This window comes from Nonomuraea roseoviolacea subsp. carminata (assembly GCF_024172185.1).
Classification (GTDB): domain Bacteria; phylum Actinomycetota; class Actinomycetes; order Streptosporangiales; family Streptosporangiaceae; genus Nonomuraea; species Nonomuraea roseoviolacea.
The window spans coordinates 4,465,298-4,478,568 of record NZ_JAMZEC010000001.1 but is presented as its reverse complement, the minus strand read 5'-3'; the positions used below and the strand labels follow the sequence as shown (position 1 = coordinate 4,478,568).

Here is a 13,271-nt window from a genome sequence, read left to right as displayed (position 1 = left end):
GAAGGAGGACGTGTGAGCTGGGGAGTGGACCACCTGCCCTACGGGGTGTTCTCCCGGCCGGGCCAGGCGCCGCGGGTGGGGGTGCGCTACGGCGACCGGGTGCTCGACCTGGCCGCCGCGCTGCACGACGAGGTGTTCGCGGCGCCCTCGCTCAACCCGTTCATGGCCCGGGGCCGGGGCGCCTGGCAGGCCACGCGGGCGCTGCTGCGGGAGAAGCTGACCAACGACATGGCCGTCACCGAGGCCCACCTGATCCCGCTGGAACAGGTCCGGCTGCACATGCCGGTCGAGGTGGCCGACTACGTCGACTTCTACTGCTCGCTCGACCACGCCTCCAACATCGGGCGGATCTTCCGGCCCGACGCAGAGCCGCTGCTGCCCAACTGGCGGCACCTGCCGGTCGGCTACCACGGCCGCTCCGGCACCGTCGTCGTCTCGGGCACCCCGATCACCCGGCCGCACGGGCAGCTCAAGGCAGGGGTGTTCGGTCCGTGCGCCAAGCTCGACATCGAGGCGGAGCTCGGGTTCGTGGTCGGCACGCCGTCCGAGATGGGCGCGCCGGCCGGCGCGTTCGAGGACCACGTCTTCGGGGTGACGCTGCTCAACGACTGGAGCGCGCGCGACATCCAGGCGTGGGAGTACGTGCCGCTCGGGCCGTTCCTCGGCAAGTCGTTCGCCACGTCGATCTCGCCGTGGATCACCCCGCTGGACGCGCTGCCCAGGATCCCGGGGCCGCCGCAGGACCCGGAGCCGCTGGAGCACCTGCGGCGGCGGGCCGACTGGGGGCTCGACATCGTCGTCGAGGTGGCGATCAACGGGGAGGTCGTGTCCCGCCCGCCGTACGCGTCGATGTACTGGACGCCGGACCAGATGCTCGCCCACATGACCTCCAACGGCGCGTCGCTGCGCGTCGGCGACCTGTTCGCCAGCGGCACCATCTCCGGGCCGCGGCGCGAGGAGCGCGGCTCCCTCATCGAGCTCACCTGGAACGGGAATGATCCGATCAAACTGGCCGACGGCCAGACCCGGACATTCCTGGAGGACGGTGACACGGTGCTCCTGCGCGCCACGGCCGGGAGCATCACTTTGGGCGAAGTTTCGGGAACCATCCGTTAGGTCACTCCGCGTGCTCTCTCCATGACTCCCCGCTAACCTGGGACGACCCTTCCCGGAAAGCAGGAGTCAGATGCGGCGCGCCGCGGTCATCCCTCTGGTCATCCTCTGCCTCACCGCCCCGCTCACCGCAGGGTGCGGCTCGGGGACCTCCGGCACCCCGGCGCCCACGGCGCCGGCCGTACGCGTGAAGCCGGCCTTCGACACCAGGCGGGCCCGCACCGACCGCGGCCTCGTCGTCCGGGCGCGCGGCGGCCGGCTGGGCGAGGTGCGCGCGCACGCCGCCGGGGTGCCGGTGCCGGGGCGGCTCGACGCGTCCGGCACCGTCTGGCGCTCCGACTGGGCGCTCAAGCCCGGCGCCGAGTACACCGTGACGGCCCGGGCGGCCGGGCCGGGCGGCCCGCCGGCCGTCGCGCGGGGCCGCTTCCGCACCCGCGTGCCCGAGCACGCGTTCGGCGTGGCCTCGGCCGTGCCGCTGCCCGGCGAGACCGTGGGCGTCGGCATGCCGGTCATCCTCGACTTCGACACCGCGGTCCGCGACCGCGCCGCCGTCGAGCGGGCCCTCCAGGTGACCTCCGAGGTGCCGGTCGAGGGGGCCTGGCGGTGGGTGAGCGACACGCGGGTGGTCTACCGCACCCGCTCCTACTGGGCGCCCCGGCAGCGGGTCACGGTCACCGCCCACCTGTCCGGGGTCCGGGCCGCGCCCGGCGTGTACGGCACGGCCGACCGCACCTTCGCGTTCACCGTGGGCCGCGCGCAGTCCAGCGTGGTCGACGCGCGCACCCACCAGATGACCGTCACCCGCGACGGCGCGGTCGTGCAGCGCATGGCGATCAGCGCCGGCATGGGCACCACCCGCGAGTACACCACGACCAGCGGCGTCCACCTCACCATGGACAAGGGCGACCCCGTGCGCATGGTCTCCCCCGGCCGCGAGAAGGGCGAGCCCGGCTACTACGACAAGCTCATCGACCACGCCGTCCGCATCTCCGACAGCGGCGAGTACGTCCACGCCCTCGACAACGTGTGGGCACAGGGCCGGGCCAACGTCAGCCACGGCTGCATCAACGCCCGCCCCGACCAGGCGGCCTGGTTCTTCGCCGCCTCCCGGCGCGGCGACCCGGTGACGATCACCGGCACCGACCGCGAACTGGAGTGGGACAACGGCTGGGGATTCTGGCAGTTGCCCTGGGAGGAATGGCTGCTGGGCAGCGCCCTCAACAGCCCCGCCCCGACGCCTCTGCCGCAACGCTGAAACGGCGATACCGTAGGAAAAAGGGGAACCGGTGGCGGCCCCTGGCCCGTTGTCCTTACAGGAGGGCCGGAGCATGGACGAATGGATCGTCTGGGTGATCCTCGCGGTGGTCCTCGGCGTCGCCGAGATCTTCACCCTCACCGCGGCGCTCGGGTTGCTGGGCGTGGCGGCGCTGCTGACGGCGGCCGGAGCCGCGGTCGGCCTGCCGGTGCCTCTGCAGTTGCTCGTCTTCGCCCTGTCCTCGACCGCGGGGCTGTTCGTCGTCCGCCCGGTGGCCATGCGCCACATCCGCCAGCCGCCGTTGCAGCGGTTCGGCGTGGAGGCGCTCGTCGGCAAGCCCGCCTACGTGATCACCCAGGTGACCGGGCGTGACGGCAGGATCCGCGTCGGCGGGGAGGAATGGTCGGCACGCGCCTACGACGAGACCCTGGTGATCCCCGAAGGGGCGTCCGTCGACATCATCGAGATCGAAGGGGCCACCGCCCTCGTATATCCCAGGGAGTGAGCATGGATCCGCTGTTGCTGGCAGGGCTTCTCGTCATTCTGTTCGCGGTTTTCACCGTGCTCAAGGCCGTGCGCATCATCCCGCAGGCGCGGGCGCGCAACGTGGAGCGGCTCGGCCGCTACCACCGCACGCTCAAGCCCGGCCTGAACTTCGTCATCCCGTACGTCGACCGCGTCTACCCGATGATCGACCTGCGCGAACAGGTGGTGTCGTTCCGCCCGCAGCCGGTCATCACGGAGGACAACCTGGTCGTCGAGATCGACACCGTGCTCTACTTCCAGGTCACCGACCCACGGGCGGCCGCCTACGAGATCGCCAACTACATCCAGGCGGTCGAGCAGCTCACGGTCACCACGCTGCGCAACGTGGTCGGCTCCATGGACCTGGAGAAGACGCTGACCTCCCGCGACACGATCAACAGCCAGCTGCGCGGCGTCCTCGACGAGGCCACCGGCAAGTGGGGCATCCGCGTCAACCGCGTCGAGATCAAGGCGATCGACCCGCCCAAGACCATCAAGGACGCGATGGAGAAGCAGATGCGGGCCGAGCGCGACAAGCGGGCCGCCATCCTCAACGCCGAGGGCCAGCGGCAGTCGCAGATCCTGACCGCCGAGGGCGACAAGCAGAGCCGCATCCTGCGCGCCGAGGGCCAGCGGACGGCCGCCATCCTGGAGGCCGAGGGCCAGTCGCGGGCCATCGACCAGGTCTTCCAGGCCGTCCATCGCAACGACCCCGACCCGAAGCTGCTGGCCTACCAGTACCTCCAGGTGCTGCCGCAGCTCGCCCAGGGTTCCGGCAACACGTTCTGGGTCATCCCGAGCGAGGTGACCTCGGCGCTCCAGGGCGTGTCCAAGGCGTTCACCGAGGCCCTGCCCAAGTCGGCGGCCACCCGCGACGAGCTGCCGCCGAGCGCGGAGATGGACGAGGAGGTGGCCAAGGCCGCGGAGGCGGCGGCCGAGGCCGTGGCCGACGCGCAGGAGGCCGAGAGCCCCAACGGCCCGCGCCAGCTCACGCAGGCCGCCCCGGAGCCGGCCCCGTTCCCGGGCCTCGACGCCGAGCGCGCCCCGGCCACCGAGCGCAACCACCAGGAGCACTGAGCGCGCGTCGTGCGCTACACCCCGGCGGCGCGTTGGAGGAGGCGTTCGAGGGTGTTCAGCGCGCTGTCGCCGTCGGTTCCGGGGCGCCGCGCGATGACGATGTCCACCGCGGGCGCGGGCGGCAGGTGCCCGGTGACGCGTCCGGCCGTCACCGGGAGGTTGTCCGGCAGCAACGCGCCCAGGCCGAGCCCGGCGGAGATCGCGGCCTGTACGGCGGGGAGGCTGGTGCTCTGGAAGGCGACGCGCCACTCCCTGCCGTGGCGGCTGAGGGCGTCCAGCACCGGCTGCCGCCATGAGCACGGCGGCGAGAACAGCACGAGCGGCAGCGGGTCGGCCGCCAGGTCGAGGCCGGGGGCGGCGGCCCAGCACAGCGGTGTCCGGCGCCGCCAGCGCACCGAGGGCATCACCGAGGGATCTCCGAAGACGAGGTCGAGCCGTCCCTGCTCGGCCATGCGGCGCAGCCTGGCCGCCGAGGTGACGACCACCTCCAGCTCGATCCGGGGGTGCAGGGCGGCGTAGTCCGCGAGCGTGGCGGGCAGGGTGGTGACGGCCAGGTCCTCCAGCAGGCCGATCGTCCGGCGGCCCGTGGCGGGCTCCCCTTGGCCGCCGAGGGCCGACCGGGCCTCGTCGTGCAGGGTGAGCATGCGTTCCGCGTACGCGAGGAGGGTCTCGCCGGCCGGGGTGGGCCTGACTCCCGTGGGATCGCGGATCAGCAGCCGCTCACCGGCCGCGCGTTCCAGGCGCTGGATGCGCTGGCTGACGGCGGGCTGGCTGAGCCCGAGAGCCGCGGCGGCGCGGGTGATGCTGCCGGCCCGGACCGTGGACGTGAAGCAGCGCAGATCGGCAGTCTGAAACTCATCCCCCATAAAGCCTCATTATGGAGGACATCGGAATATTGCTGTTCTCTATGCCGGAAGGCGTTCCTAGGCTGCCTCTGTGCTCGATTTCTACCACGTTGACGTTTTCGCCGATCGGCCCTACACCGGCAACAGCCTGGCCGTCTTCCTGGACCCGCCGCCGCTGACGCCTGAGCAGATGCTCGCCGTCACCCAGGAGCTGCGGCACTTCGAAGCGATCTTCGTCTGGAACGGTGCGCGCGCCCGGGTGTTCGACCTGCTGGAGGAACTGCCGTTCGCCGGGCACCCCGTGCTGGGAGCCGCGGCCGTCCTGCACGAGCTGCACGGCGCGGCCGACTGGACCCTGGAGCTGCCGGCCGGGACCGTACGGGTGCGCACCGAGGGCTCGATCGCGGCCATGGACCAAGGGGGCGCCGAGGTGGTGAACCCGGAGGTACCCGCCTCGGGGGTCGCCGAGAGTCTGGGCCTGGACGCGGGCGACCTGGTGGCCGAGCTGCCCCTTCAGGTGGTCTCGACGGGCCTGCCGTACCTCATCGTGCCGGTCCGGCCGGACGCCCTGGGCAGGGCCCGGATCGCGCGGCCGGATTTCGGGGACTTCCTGGCCGCCTTCGGCGCCCGGTTCGCGTACGTGCTGGACGTCGAAGCGCTGGAGGGCAGGCACTGGAACAACGACGGCGTCATGGAGGACGTGGCCACCGGGAGCGCCGCCGGCTGCGTGGGCGCCTACCTGCTGGCGCACGGCCGGGTGACGGACGGTGAGGAGTTCGCCCTGGCTCAGGGGCGGTTCGTGGGCCGGCCGAGCAGGATCCTCGTGACGCCGCGCGCCGATCGCGTCACCGTCGGCGGCAACGTGGCCATGGTCGGCACGGGCACACTGCGGGTGGCGCCGTGAAGGTGTTCGAGGCCGCGCAGATCCGCCGGGCCGTCGGCTTCGCCGACCTCGTCGAGCCGGTGGCGGAGGTCCTCGCCGAGTTCAGCCGGGGCCGGGGCGAGGCGCCGATCAGCGTCTTCCGCCCGGCGGGGGACTCGGGTGACGTCCACGTCAAGTCGGCCTGGATGCCGGGGCGGAGCGTCTTCACCGTCAAGGTGGCGACCTGGTTCGCCGCGGCCGACCCGCACGCCGACGGGTTCGTCGCCGCCCACGACGCGCGGACCGGACGGCTCCTCGCGGTCCTGCGCGACGAGCATCACCTGACCGACATGCGCACTGCCGCCGCCGGAGCCGTGGCGGCCCGCGCGCTGGGCCGTCCGGACTCCCGTAGCCTGGCGGTCCTCGGCACCGGGATCCAGGCGTACGCGCAGGCCCTGGCGATCCGCACGGTCCTGCCCGTCGAGCGGGTGCTCATCTGGGGCCGGCGCCGGGAGGCCGCGTCGGCGCTGCGTGACGCCCTGGCGGCCACGCTCCCCGACGTGACGGTGCGCGACGATCCCGCCCAGGCCGTCCGGGAGGCCGACGTGATCGTGACGGCCACCGCCAGCACCAGCCCCGTCCTGGACGGGCGATGGCTGCGGCCGGGACAGCACGTGACAGCCGTGGGCGCCGACGACCCGTCGAAGAGCGAGCTCGACCCGGCCTGCTTCGAGCGGGCCGACCTCGTGGTCGTGGACGGCCGGGCCGCGGCGGCCGCCATGGCGGGGGACCTGCGGGCCGCGCGGGCGGGCATCGACGCCGAACTCGGCGAGGTGCTCCTGGGACGGCACCCGGGACGCACCTCCGACTCCCAGATCACCGTCGCCAAGCTCGTCGGCCTGGGCATCCAGGACCTCGTGGCGGCCGAGACCGCCCTGCGCCTGCTGGACCCCTCCTTGACAGTGGAGCACTTCTCATGAACGTCGCCATCACCAACGGGTATGTCGTGCCCATGTCCGGCCCGCCCGTCGAGGGGGGCACGGTGGTCATCGAGTCCGGCCGGATCATGGCCGTCGGACGCGGGATCGCCGTACCGGAGGGCATGCCGGTCGTGGACGCCGGCGGGCTGTGGGTGCTGCCCGGGTTCGTGGAGGCCCACACCCACCTTGGCCTGGGCGAGGAAGGCGAGGACGCGGCCGGCGAGGACCTCAACGAGACGCGGGTGGCCGCCGGCGCCCACCTGCGCGCGATCGACGGCGTCAACCCGGCCGAGCCCGGTTTCGCCGACGCCCTGTCGGGCGGGGTGACCACGGCCGTCGTCCTGCCCGGCTCGGCCAACCCGATCGGCGGGCAGGCGGTGGCGGTCAAGTGCTGGGGACGCACGGCCGACGAGATGGTCCTGCGTGACCCGGTGGGCGTGAAGAGCGCCCTCGGCGAGAACCCGAAGCGGAGGGCGACCTCCACGCGGCTCGGCACCGCGGCCGTCATCCGCGCCGCCCTGCGCGACGGCCGGGACGACCCGGTGCTGCGGCGCGTGCTGGACGGAGAGCTCCTGTGGCACCAGCACGTCCACCGGGCCGACGACATCGCGACGGCCCTGCGGCTGGCCGACGAGTTCGGCCACCGGCTGGTCCTCCACCACGGCACCGAGGCGCACCTGCTGGCGGATCTGCTGGCCGAGCGCGAGATCCCGGTGGTCATCGGCCCGCTGCTCGCCGGCCGGTCCAAGGTCGAATTGCGCAACCGGACCATGCGCGGCCCGGCCCTGCTCGCCGCCGCCGGGGTGCGGGTGGCGATCACCACCGACCACTCCTCCGTGCCCGTCCACCTGCTCGTCCACCAGGTCACGCTGGCCATGAAGGAGGGACTGCCCCGGCAGGACGCGCTCGCGTCGATCACCGTCGATCCCGCCCGCATCATGGGCCTCGACGACCGGGTGGGGGCGCTGCGGCCCGGCCTCGACGGCGACGTCGTGCTCTGGTCCGGCGACCCGCTGGACGTGATGAGCCGGGCCCTTCGCGTCTTCGTGGCCGGCCGGGAGGTCTACCGCCACGAGGACGGCCGGCGCCCCGAGGACGGCGTCCTCGGGGCGTACCGGTAGGAGAGGGTGGTCAGTGCGGCAGCGGCGGCTCCGTGGTGTCCACCAGGGTGCAGTCGGCCACGGTTCCCTCGGCCACCCGGGCCCACACGGGCGTCACCGCCGCCGGCCCGTCCGGGGCCTTGAAGACGGTGAACTCCAGCACGCCCGTCTGGCCGTCCTTGATCACGCGTGGGTCTATGACGAAGGTCGCCTCGCCGTCGTCGTGGGTCAGCATGGCGATCAGGGGGGCCTGCTCATCCGGCAGGAAGCGCGCGGCGCGCGGCTGCGGGCTGCACTTCTTGCCCTGAGGGATGTAGTCCACCACCATGTTGATGCCCTTGGCCCGCAGGTCGGCCTCCAGCTTGTCGGCGTCCCGGAGCTCGTTGATCTGCACCCGTACGGTGCCGTCCGGGTTGTCGGTGAGGGCGTACGCCGGGCTGCCGCCGCCCACGAACAGCGGGAGCGCCAAGGCCGCCGCGGCGGCGAGCCCCAGCACGGGCGCCAGGACGGCGGGACGCAGCAGGCGGCGGCGCGGCCGGCTCTGTTCGGCCGCGCGGTCGATCTCGGTCATCACGAACTCCTTGAGCAGCCGGTGACGGCCCTCGGGAAGATCGCGCTCGTCGTGCCAGGTCATCGGATCTCCTCCTTCACGGGGCCACGGTCACCTACTACCTGTCGGGGCGCGGGCGGCGGTTCCATGAACTTCCCGAGTTTCCGCCGCGCCCTCGACAACCGCGACCGCACGGTGCCCACGGGGATGCCCAGCGCCTCGGCCGCCTGCGCGTAGTCGAGCCCCGCCCACACGCACAGCGCGAACACGTCGCGCTCGTGGCGGCGCAGCCCCCCGAACGCCTCCCGCACGGCGGCCAGCCGCTCGGCGTCGTCGATCCGGCCCACCACCTCCTCGGCGAAGTCGGGCACCGGCTCACCCCTGGGCAGCCGGGCCAGCGCGTCGTCGTGGCGGCGGGAGGCCCGGCGGGTGTTGCGGGCCACGTTCGTGGCGATCCCGAGCAGCCACGGCCGCAGCGAGCCACCCTCGGGGTCCACCCGGACGCGTAACCGCCACGCCTCCAGGAACGTCAGCGCCATCACGTCCTCGGCCGCCGACCAGTCTCCGGTCAGGCGGTAGGCGTGGTTGTAGACGGCCTTCGAGCACTCGTCGAAGAGCTGCTCGAAGGCCGCCGGGTCTCCGGTGCGTATTCCGGCACGTAACGACATGTCCACACACAGGACTGTCCGCGGCGGGAGGAGAGTTCCCGCTCAGCTCTCCCGCGTCTGACCGGCCTCGAAGTAGGCGACCAGCTCCGGGTCGAGCGGCGGCACGTCGTACGGCGTGCCGCCGTCGCGCAGCGACATGGTGGCCTGGTAGCCCGCCGCCACGCTCATCCGGGCCGCCACCGGCGAGGTGTCCGTGGCCCCGCCCTCGCGGACGAACCGCAGGAACTCGGTGATGATCTCGGTGTCCGCGCCCCCGTGGCCGCCCTGGGCGTCGGGCACCCGGTAGGCGACGTCGGCGTCGCCGCGGTAGCCGGTGGGGCCGGTGTTCCACACCTTGACCGTGTCGCCGGGGCCGTCGCCGAAGTTCTCCAGCCGGCCCTCGGTGCCGATGACCGTGTAGTTGCGCACGTAGTCGGGGGTGAAGTGGCACTGCTGGTAGGCGGCGATGACGCCGTTGTCGAGGCGCATGTTCATCACGGACACGTCCTCGACGTCCACGACGTGGTGCAGGTCGCGGCGGGCCGTCGGCGGCCAGTCGTACTCGCGCAGCCACCCCTCGGGGCGCGGCGTGCCGGGCTCGCGGCGCGGCAGGTCGCCGTACAGCATGAGGTCGCCGAACGCGCTGACCCGGCTGGTGTAGCCGCCCGCGAGCCAGTGGATGACGTCCAGGTCGTGGGCGGCCTTCTGCAGCAGCAGGCCGGTGGTGCGGGTGCGGTCGGCGTGCCAGTCCTTGAAGTAGTAGTCGCCGCCGTACGAGACGAAGTGCCGCACCCACACCGTCTTCGGCTCGCCGATGTCGCCCCGGCGGATGGCCTCGCGCATCAGCCGGACGACGCCCATGTGCCGCATGTTGTGCCCCACGTACAGCCGCGTGCCGGTGCGGCGGGCGGCGCGCAGGATCGCGTCGCAGCCCTCCACGGTGATCGCCAGCGGCTTCTCCACGTAGACGGCCTTGCCGGCCTCCAGGCAGTCGATCGCGATGCGCTCGTGGGTGTCGTCGGGCGTCATCAGGATCACGGCGTCGAGGTCGTCGCGGTCGAGCAGGCGACGGTGGTCCTCGGTCACGTACGCGGCGTCGAACACCCCGGCCTGGTGCTTGAGCACGGCCGGGTCGGTGTCGCAGAGCGCGGTGACCGCCGCGCCCGCGCCGGGCCGGTGCGCCGCGCGGGCGAGGCTGGCGCGCAGGCCGAGGCCGATGACGCCGATCCGGAGGTCTTCCACGTGGGTCCTTTCTCGGGGGTACGGCACGCTACTTGGAGCCGGTGAACGCGATGCCCTGGATGAGCTGCTTCTGCATGATGATGAACAGTACGATGATCGGCGCGCTGGCCATGAGCGACCCCGCCATGAGCACCGGGTAGTCGGTCATGTGCTCGCCCTGGAGCGCCGACAGGCCCGCCGAGAGCGGCATGCTCTCGGGGTCGGTGTTGACGATGAGCGGCCACATGAGGTCGTTCCACGACCACAGCACGGTCAGCACGCCGAGCGCGAGCAGCCCCGGCCTGGCCAGCGGCAGCATCACGCTCCAGAAGATGCGCAGCGGGTTGGCGCCGTCCAGCCGGGCGGCCTCCTCCACCTCGGCGGGCAGCGTCATGAAGAACTGCCGCATCATGAACGTGCCGAACGCGCTGAACATGCCGGGCGCGATCAGCCCGGGCAGGGTGTTGAGCCAGCCGAGGCTCTGGATGATCTGGTACTGCGGGATGAGGAAGAGCTGGCCCGGCACCATGAGCACCGACAGCAGGGCGACGAAGATGACGTCGCGGCCGGGGAAGCGCAGCCGGGCGAAGGCGTAGGCCGCCAGCGAGCAGAACAGGAGCTGGGCCAGCGTGCGCCCGGTCGTCATCACCACGGTGTTGCCGAGCTGCTGGAGGAACGGCGTCTCGTCGAGGACCTTGGCGAAGTTGCCCCACTCGAACGAGGGGATCCAGACCGGCGGCGTCCTGGTCGCCTCGGTGAACGTCTTCAGCGAGGTGAGCACCTGCCAGAAGAACGGCATCACCATGGCCGCCGCGCCGATGGCGAGCACCAGGTGGACCGGCCAGAGTCGCCCGCCGCGCAGGGCGGAGCCGTTACGCATAGTGGACCCACCTCTTCTGCACGCGGAACTGGATGACGGTCAGCACGAGCGTGATCAGCATGAGGACCACGGCCATGGCCGCCGCGTACCCCTTGGCGCCCTCCTCGAAGGCGCGGGAGAAGAACAGCGACACGACGGTCTGGGTGTCCTCGCGGGCGGGGTTGCCGCGGCGGAGCATGAGGTAGACGAGGTCGAACATCTGCAGGCCGTTGATCACGCTGAGCACCGAGACGAAGAAGATGCTCGGCGACAGCAGCGGCAGCGTGATGCGGAAGAACTGCCGGGCGCGCCCGGCCCCGTCGATCGAGGCGGCCTCGTACAGGTGGGACGGGATCGACTGGAGGCCGGCCATGAAGATGACCGCGTTGTAGCCGATCTGCGTCCAGATGCCGACGGCGACCAGCGCGTACAGGGCGGTGGACGGCTCGGCGATCCAGGACGCGCCGTGGATGCCGACCAGCGAGAGCAGGTAGTTGACCAGGCCGTAGTCGCCGTTGTAGAGCCAGGTCCAGATCATCGCGACGGCCGCCGGCATGGTGACCACGGGCAGGAAGTACAGGGTGCGGTAGAGCGACACCAGCCGCAGCCCCCGGGTGCCGAGCAGCGCCGCGACGGCGATGGACAGCGGGATGCCGAGCAGGCTCAGGCCGCCGTAGACGAACGTGTTGCGCAGCGCCCTGCCGTTGGCCGGGTCGGTGAAGAGCTGCTCGTAGTTGCGCAGGCCCACCCAGGTCGCGTCGCCGAACAGCGTCCACTCGGTGAAGCTGTAGTAGACGGACTGCACGACCGGCCACAGGTAGAAGACGGCGAGGCCGAGCACGAGCGGCGCGATCATCGCGTAGCCCCAGACCCAGTCGCGGTCGCGCAGCCGGCGACGGGTGGCGGGGCGGGCGGCCGCCTTGACGGCGACCGCCCTTCCGGCGGTGCTCACTTCTCCTGCGACAGGGCCGCGTTCATGGCCGTGGCGAGCTGCTTGGCCGTCGCCTCGACGTCCTGGCCGTCGGTGAACGCCTTGGTGATCGCGTCGGTCTCCAGGCGGGCCCAGGCGGCGGTGTTCTTCGAGACCGGGTACGGCCGGGCGTCCGGGAGCTGGTCGATGAACGCCTGGAGGTCGAGGCCGGGCATCGACTTGACCCAGGACTCCTGGAGCCCCTCGTAGGCCGGGATGACGGCCCCGGACTCGGCCTGGATGCGGTTGGCCTGCTCGGAGCCGAGGAACTTGACGAACTCCCACGCCTCCTTCGGGTGCTTCGTCTTGGCGTAGACGACGTTGGCCAGGCCGTGGATGACGGTGGCCTTGCCCTTGGGCCCGGCGGGGAGCGGGGCGACGCCGGCCTTGAGGCCCTCGGTCTTGAAGTACTGGGAGGCGTCGTAGGAGCCGTCGTACCACATGGCGAGCTTGCCGCTCTTGAACATCTCGATGGGGTCGTTGTCGGTCATCTGCTGGACCGTCGGCGAGAGCTTCTGGTCGAGGAAGTCCTTCCAGAACTTGAGGCCCTCGATGGTGGCGGGGTCGTCGTAGCCCGACTTCTTCTTGTCGTCGGAGATCACGTAGCCGCCGGCCTGGAAGATCGTGTTGTAGTAGAGCTCCTGCGACCAGGGCATCGCGCCGATGCCGTGGACGCCCTTGGCCGGGTCGGTCAGCTTCTTGGCCGCCGCGCGGACGTCGTCCCAGGTCCAGGAGGCGTCGGGGTACTTGACCTTGGCGGCGTCGAACAGGGCCTTGTTGTACCAGAGGCCGATGGTGTCGAAGTCCTTGGGGATGCCGTACTGCTTGCCGTCGAGGGTGTAGAGGTCGACCAGCGACTTGGGGTACTTGCCGAGGTCCATCTTGTCGGCGGCGATCTTGTCGGAGAGCGGCAGGAGCGCGCCCTGGGAGGCGTACAGGCCGATGCGCGGGCCGTTCATCCAGAACACGTCGGGGGCCGTGCCGCCGGCGGCGGCGGTCTGGAGCTTGGTCCAGTACTCCTTGTTCGGGGTGAACTGGAGCTTGACCTCGATGTTCGGGTGGCTCTTCGTGAACTCTTGGGCGATCTTGGTCATCGCCTGGCCCTGGTTCTCGTTGTCCCAGTAGGCGTAGGTCAGCGTGACCTTGCCGCCGGAGCCGTCCCCGTCGGACGAGGAGCATCCCGCGAGTCCGGCAACGAGCGCGCCGGCGACCACCAGCGCCCTGATCTTCCCTGTCATGTCGTCCCCATCCGTCCGGGTCTGTGCGT

Annotated in this window: 14 protein-coding genes; 7 read left to right on the top strand and 7 right to left on the bottom strand. The window is 71.7% G+C overall.

Translation table 11 applies throughout. The features are described 5' to 3' along the window. Positions 1-12: 12 nt before the first annotated feature. From fahA to HD595_RS20935, 4 genes are all read left to right on the top strand, one after another. Positions 13-1,116, top strand: coding sequence for a fumarylacetoacetase (gene fahA, locus HD595_RS20950; protein ID WP_253771509.1), 1,104 nt, complete (start codon positions 13-15; stop codon positions 1,114-1,116). Between the two features lie 70 nt (positions 1,117-1,186). Continuing rightward, positions 1,187-2,368 carry a L,D-transpeptidase gene (locus HD595_RS20945; RefSeq protein ID WP_253771507.1) on the top strand — a complete coding sequence of 394 codons (1,182 nt, stop codon included), beginning with the start codon at positions 1,187-1,189 and terminating at the stop codon, positions 2,366-2,368. A gap of 73 nt (positions 2,369-2,441) precedes the next feature. After that, on the top strand, positions 2,442-2,873 hold the full coding sequence (locus HD595_RS20940) for an NfeD family protein (RefSeq protein WP_253771505.1): 432 nt from the start codon (positions 2,442-2,444) through the stop codon (positions 2,871-2,873). A gap of 2 nt (positions 2,874-2,875) precedes the next feature. Beyond that, on the top strand, positions 2,876-3,970 hold the full coding sequence (locus HD595_RS20935; protein WP_253771503.1) for an SPFH domain-containing protein: 1,095 nt from the start codon (positions 2,876-2,878) through the stop codon (positions 3,968-3,970). A gap of 14 nt (positions 3,971-3,984) precedes the next feature. On the opposite strand, the gene HD595_RS20930 is transcribed toward HD595_RS20935, so the two are convergent. After that, complete coding sequence (locus HD595_RS20930) at positions 3,985-4,836, bottom strand: LysR family transcriptional regulator (protein ID WP_253771501.1); 852 nt, start codon at positions 4,834-4,836, stop codon at positions 3,985-3,987. Between the two features lie 70 nt (positions 4,837-4,906). Here HD595_RS20930 and HD595_RS20925 point away from each other — a divergent pair, with 70 nt between their 5' ends. Genes HD595_RS20925 through HD595_RS20915 form a run of 3 tightly spaced genes read left to right on the top strand, consistent with a single transcriptional unit; the run spans position 4,907 to position 7,778 of the window. Beyond that, complete coding sequence (locus HD595_RS20925; RefSeq protein WP_253771499.1) at positions 4,907-5,719, top strand: PhzF family phenazine biosynthesis protein; 813 nt, start codon at positions 4,907-4,909, stop codon at positions 5,717-5,719. Continuing rightward, a complete protein-coding gene (locus HD595_RS20920; protein WP_253771497.1) occupies positions 5,716-6,657 on the top strand; it encodes an ornithine cyclodeaminase family protein in 942 nt (313 codons plus the stop codon). Before HD595_RS20925 ends, HD595_RS20920 begins: the two co-directional genes overlap by 4 nt. Then, complete coding sequence (locus HD595_RS20915; RefSeq protein ID WP_253771495.1) at positions 6,654-7,778, top strand: amidohydrolase; 1,125 nt, start codon at positions 6,654-6,656, stop codon at positions 7,776-7,778. Before HD595_RS20920 ends, HD595_RS20915 begins: the two co-directional genes overlap by 4 nt. A gap of 10 nt (positions 7,779-7,788) precedes the next feature. Here the strand turns inward: HD595_RS20915 and HD595_RS20910 are convergent, their stop codons facing one another. The 6 genes from HD595_RS20910 to HD595_RS20885 are packed head-to-tail and all read right to left on the bottom strand — an operon-like array spanning position 7,789 to position 13,242. Beyond that, complete coding sequence (locus tag HD595_RS20910) at positions 7,789-8,391, bottom strand: hypothetical protein (RefSeq protein ID WP_253771493.1); 603 nt, start codon at positions 8,389-8,391, stop codon at positions 7,789-7,791. Beyond that, positions 8,388-8,975, bottom strand: coding sequence for an RNA polymerase sigma factor (locus HD595_RS20905; protein ID WP_253781258.1), 588 nt, complete (start codon positions 8,973-8,975; stop codon positions 8,388-8,390). The genes HD595_RS20910 and HD595_RS20905 overlap by 4 nt, the downstream gene beginning before the upstream one ends. Before the next feature lie 42 nt (positions 8,976-9,017). Next, positions 9,018-10,196 (bottom strand): Gfo/Idh/MocA family protein, encoded by a 1,179-nt coding sequence (locus tag HD595_RS20900; protein ID WP_253771492.1) that lies wholly within the window; start codon positions 10,194-10,196, stop codon positions 9,018-9,020. A gap of 28 nt (positions 10,197-10,224) precedes the next feature. Beyond that, positions 10,225-11,055: a carbohydrate ABC transporter permease gene (locus HD595_RS20895; RefSeq protein ID WP_253771490.1), complete on the bottom strand. Its 831-nt coding sequence runs from the start codon at positions 11,053-11,055 to the stop codon at positions 10,225-10,227. Then, positions 11,048-11,986 (bottom strand): carbohydrate ABC transporter permease, encoded by a 939-nt coding sequence (locus HD595_RS20890; protein WP_253771488.1) that lies wholly within the window; start codon positions 11,984-11,986, stop codon positions 11,048-11,050. The genes HD595_RS20895 and HD595_RS20890 overlap by 8 nt, the downstream gene beginning before the upstream one ends. After that, positions 11,983-13,242 (bottom strand): ABC transporter substrate-binding protein, encoded by a 1,260-nt coding sequence (locus HD595_RS20885; RefSeq protein ID WP_253771486.1) that lies wholly within the window; start codon positions 13,240-13,242, stop codon positions 11,983-11,985. Before HD595_RS20885 ends, HD595_RS20890 begins: the two co-directional genes overlap by 4 nt. Between the last annotated feature and the right edge of the window lie 29 nt (positions 13,243-13,271).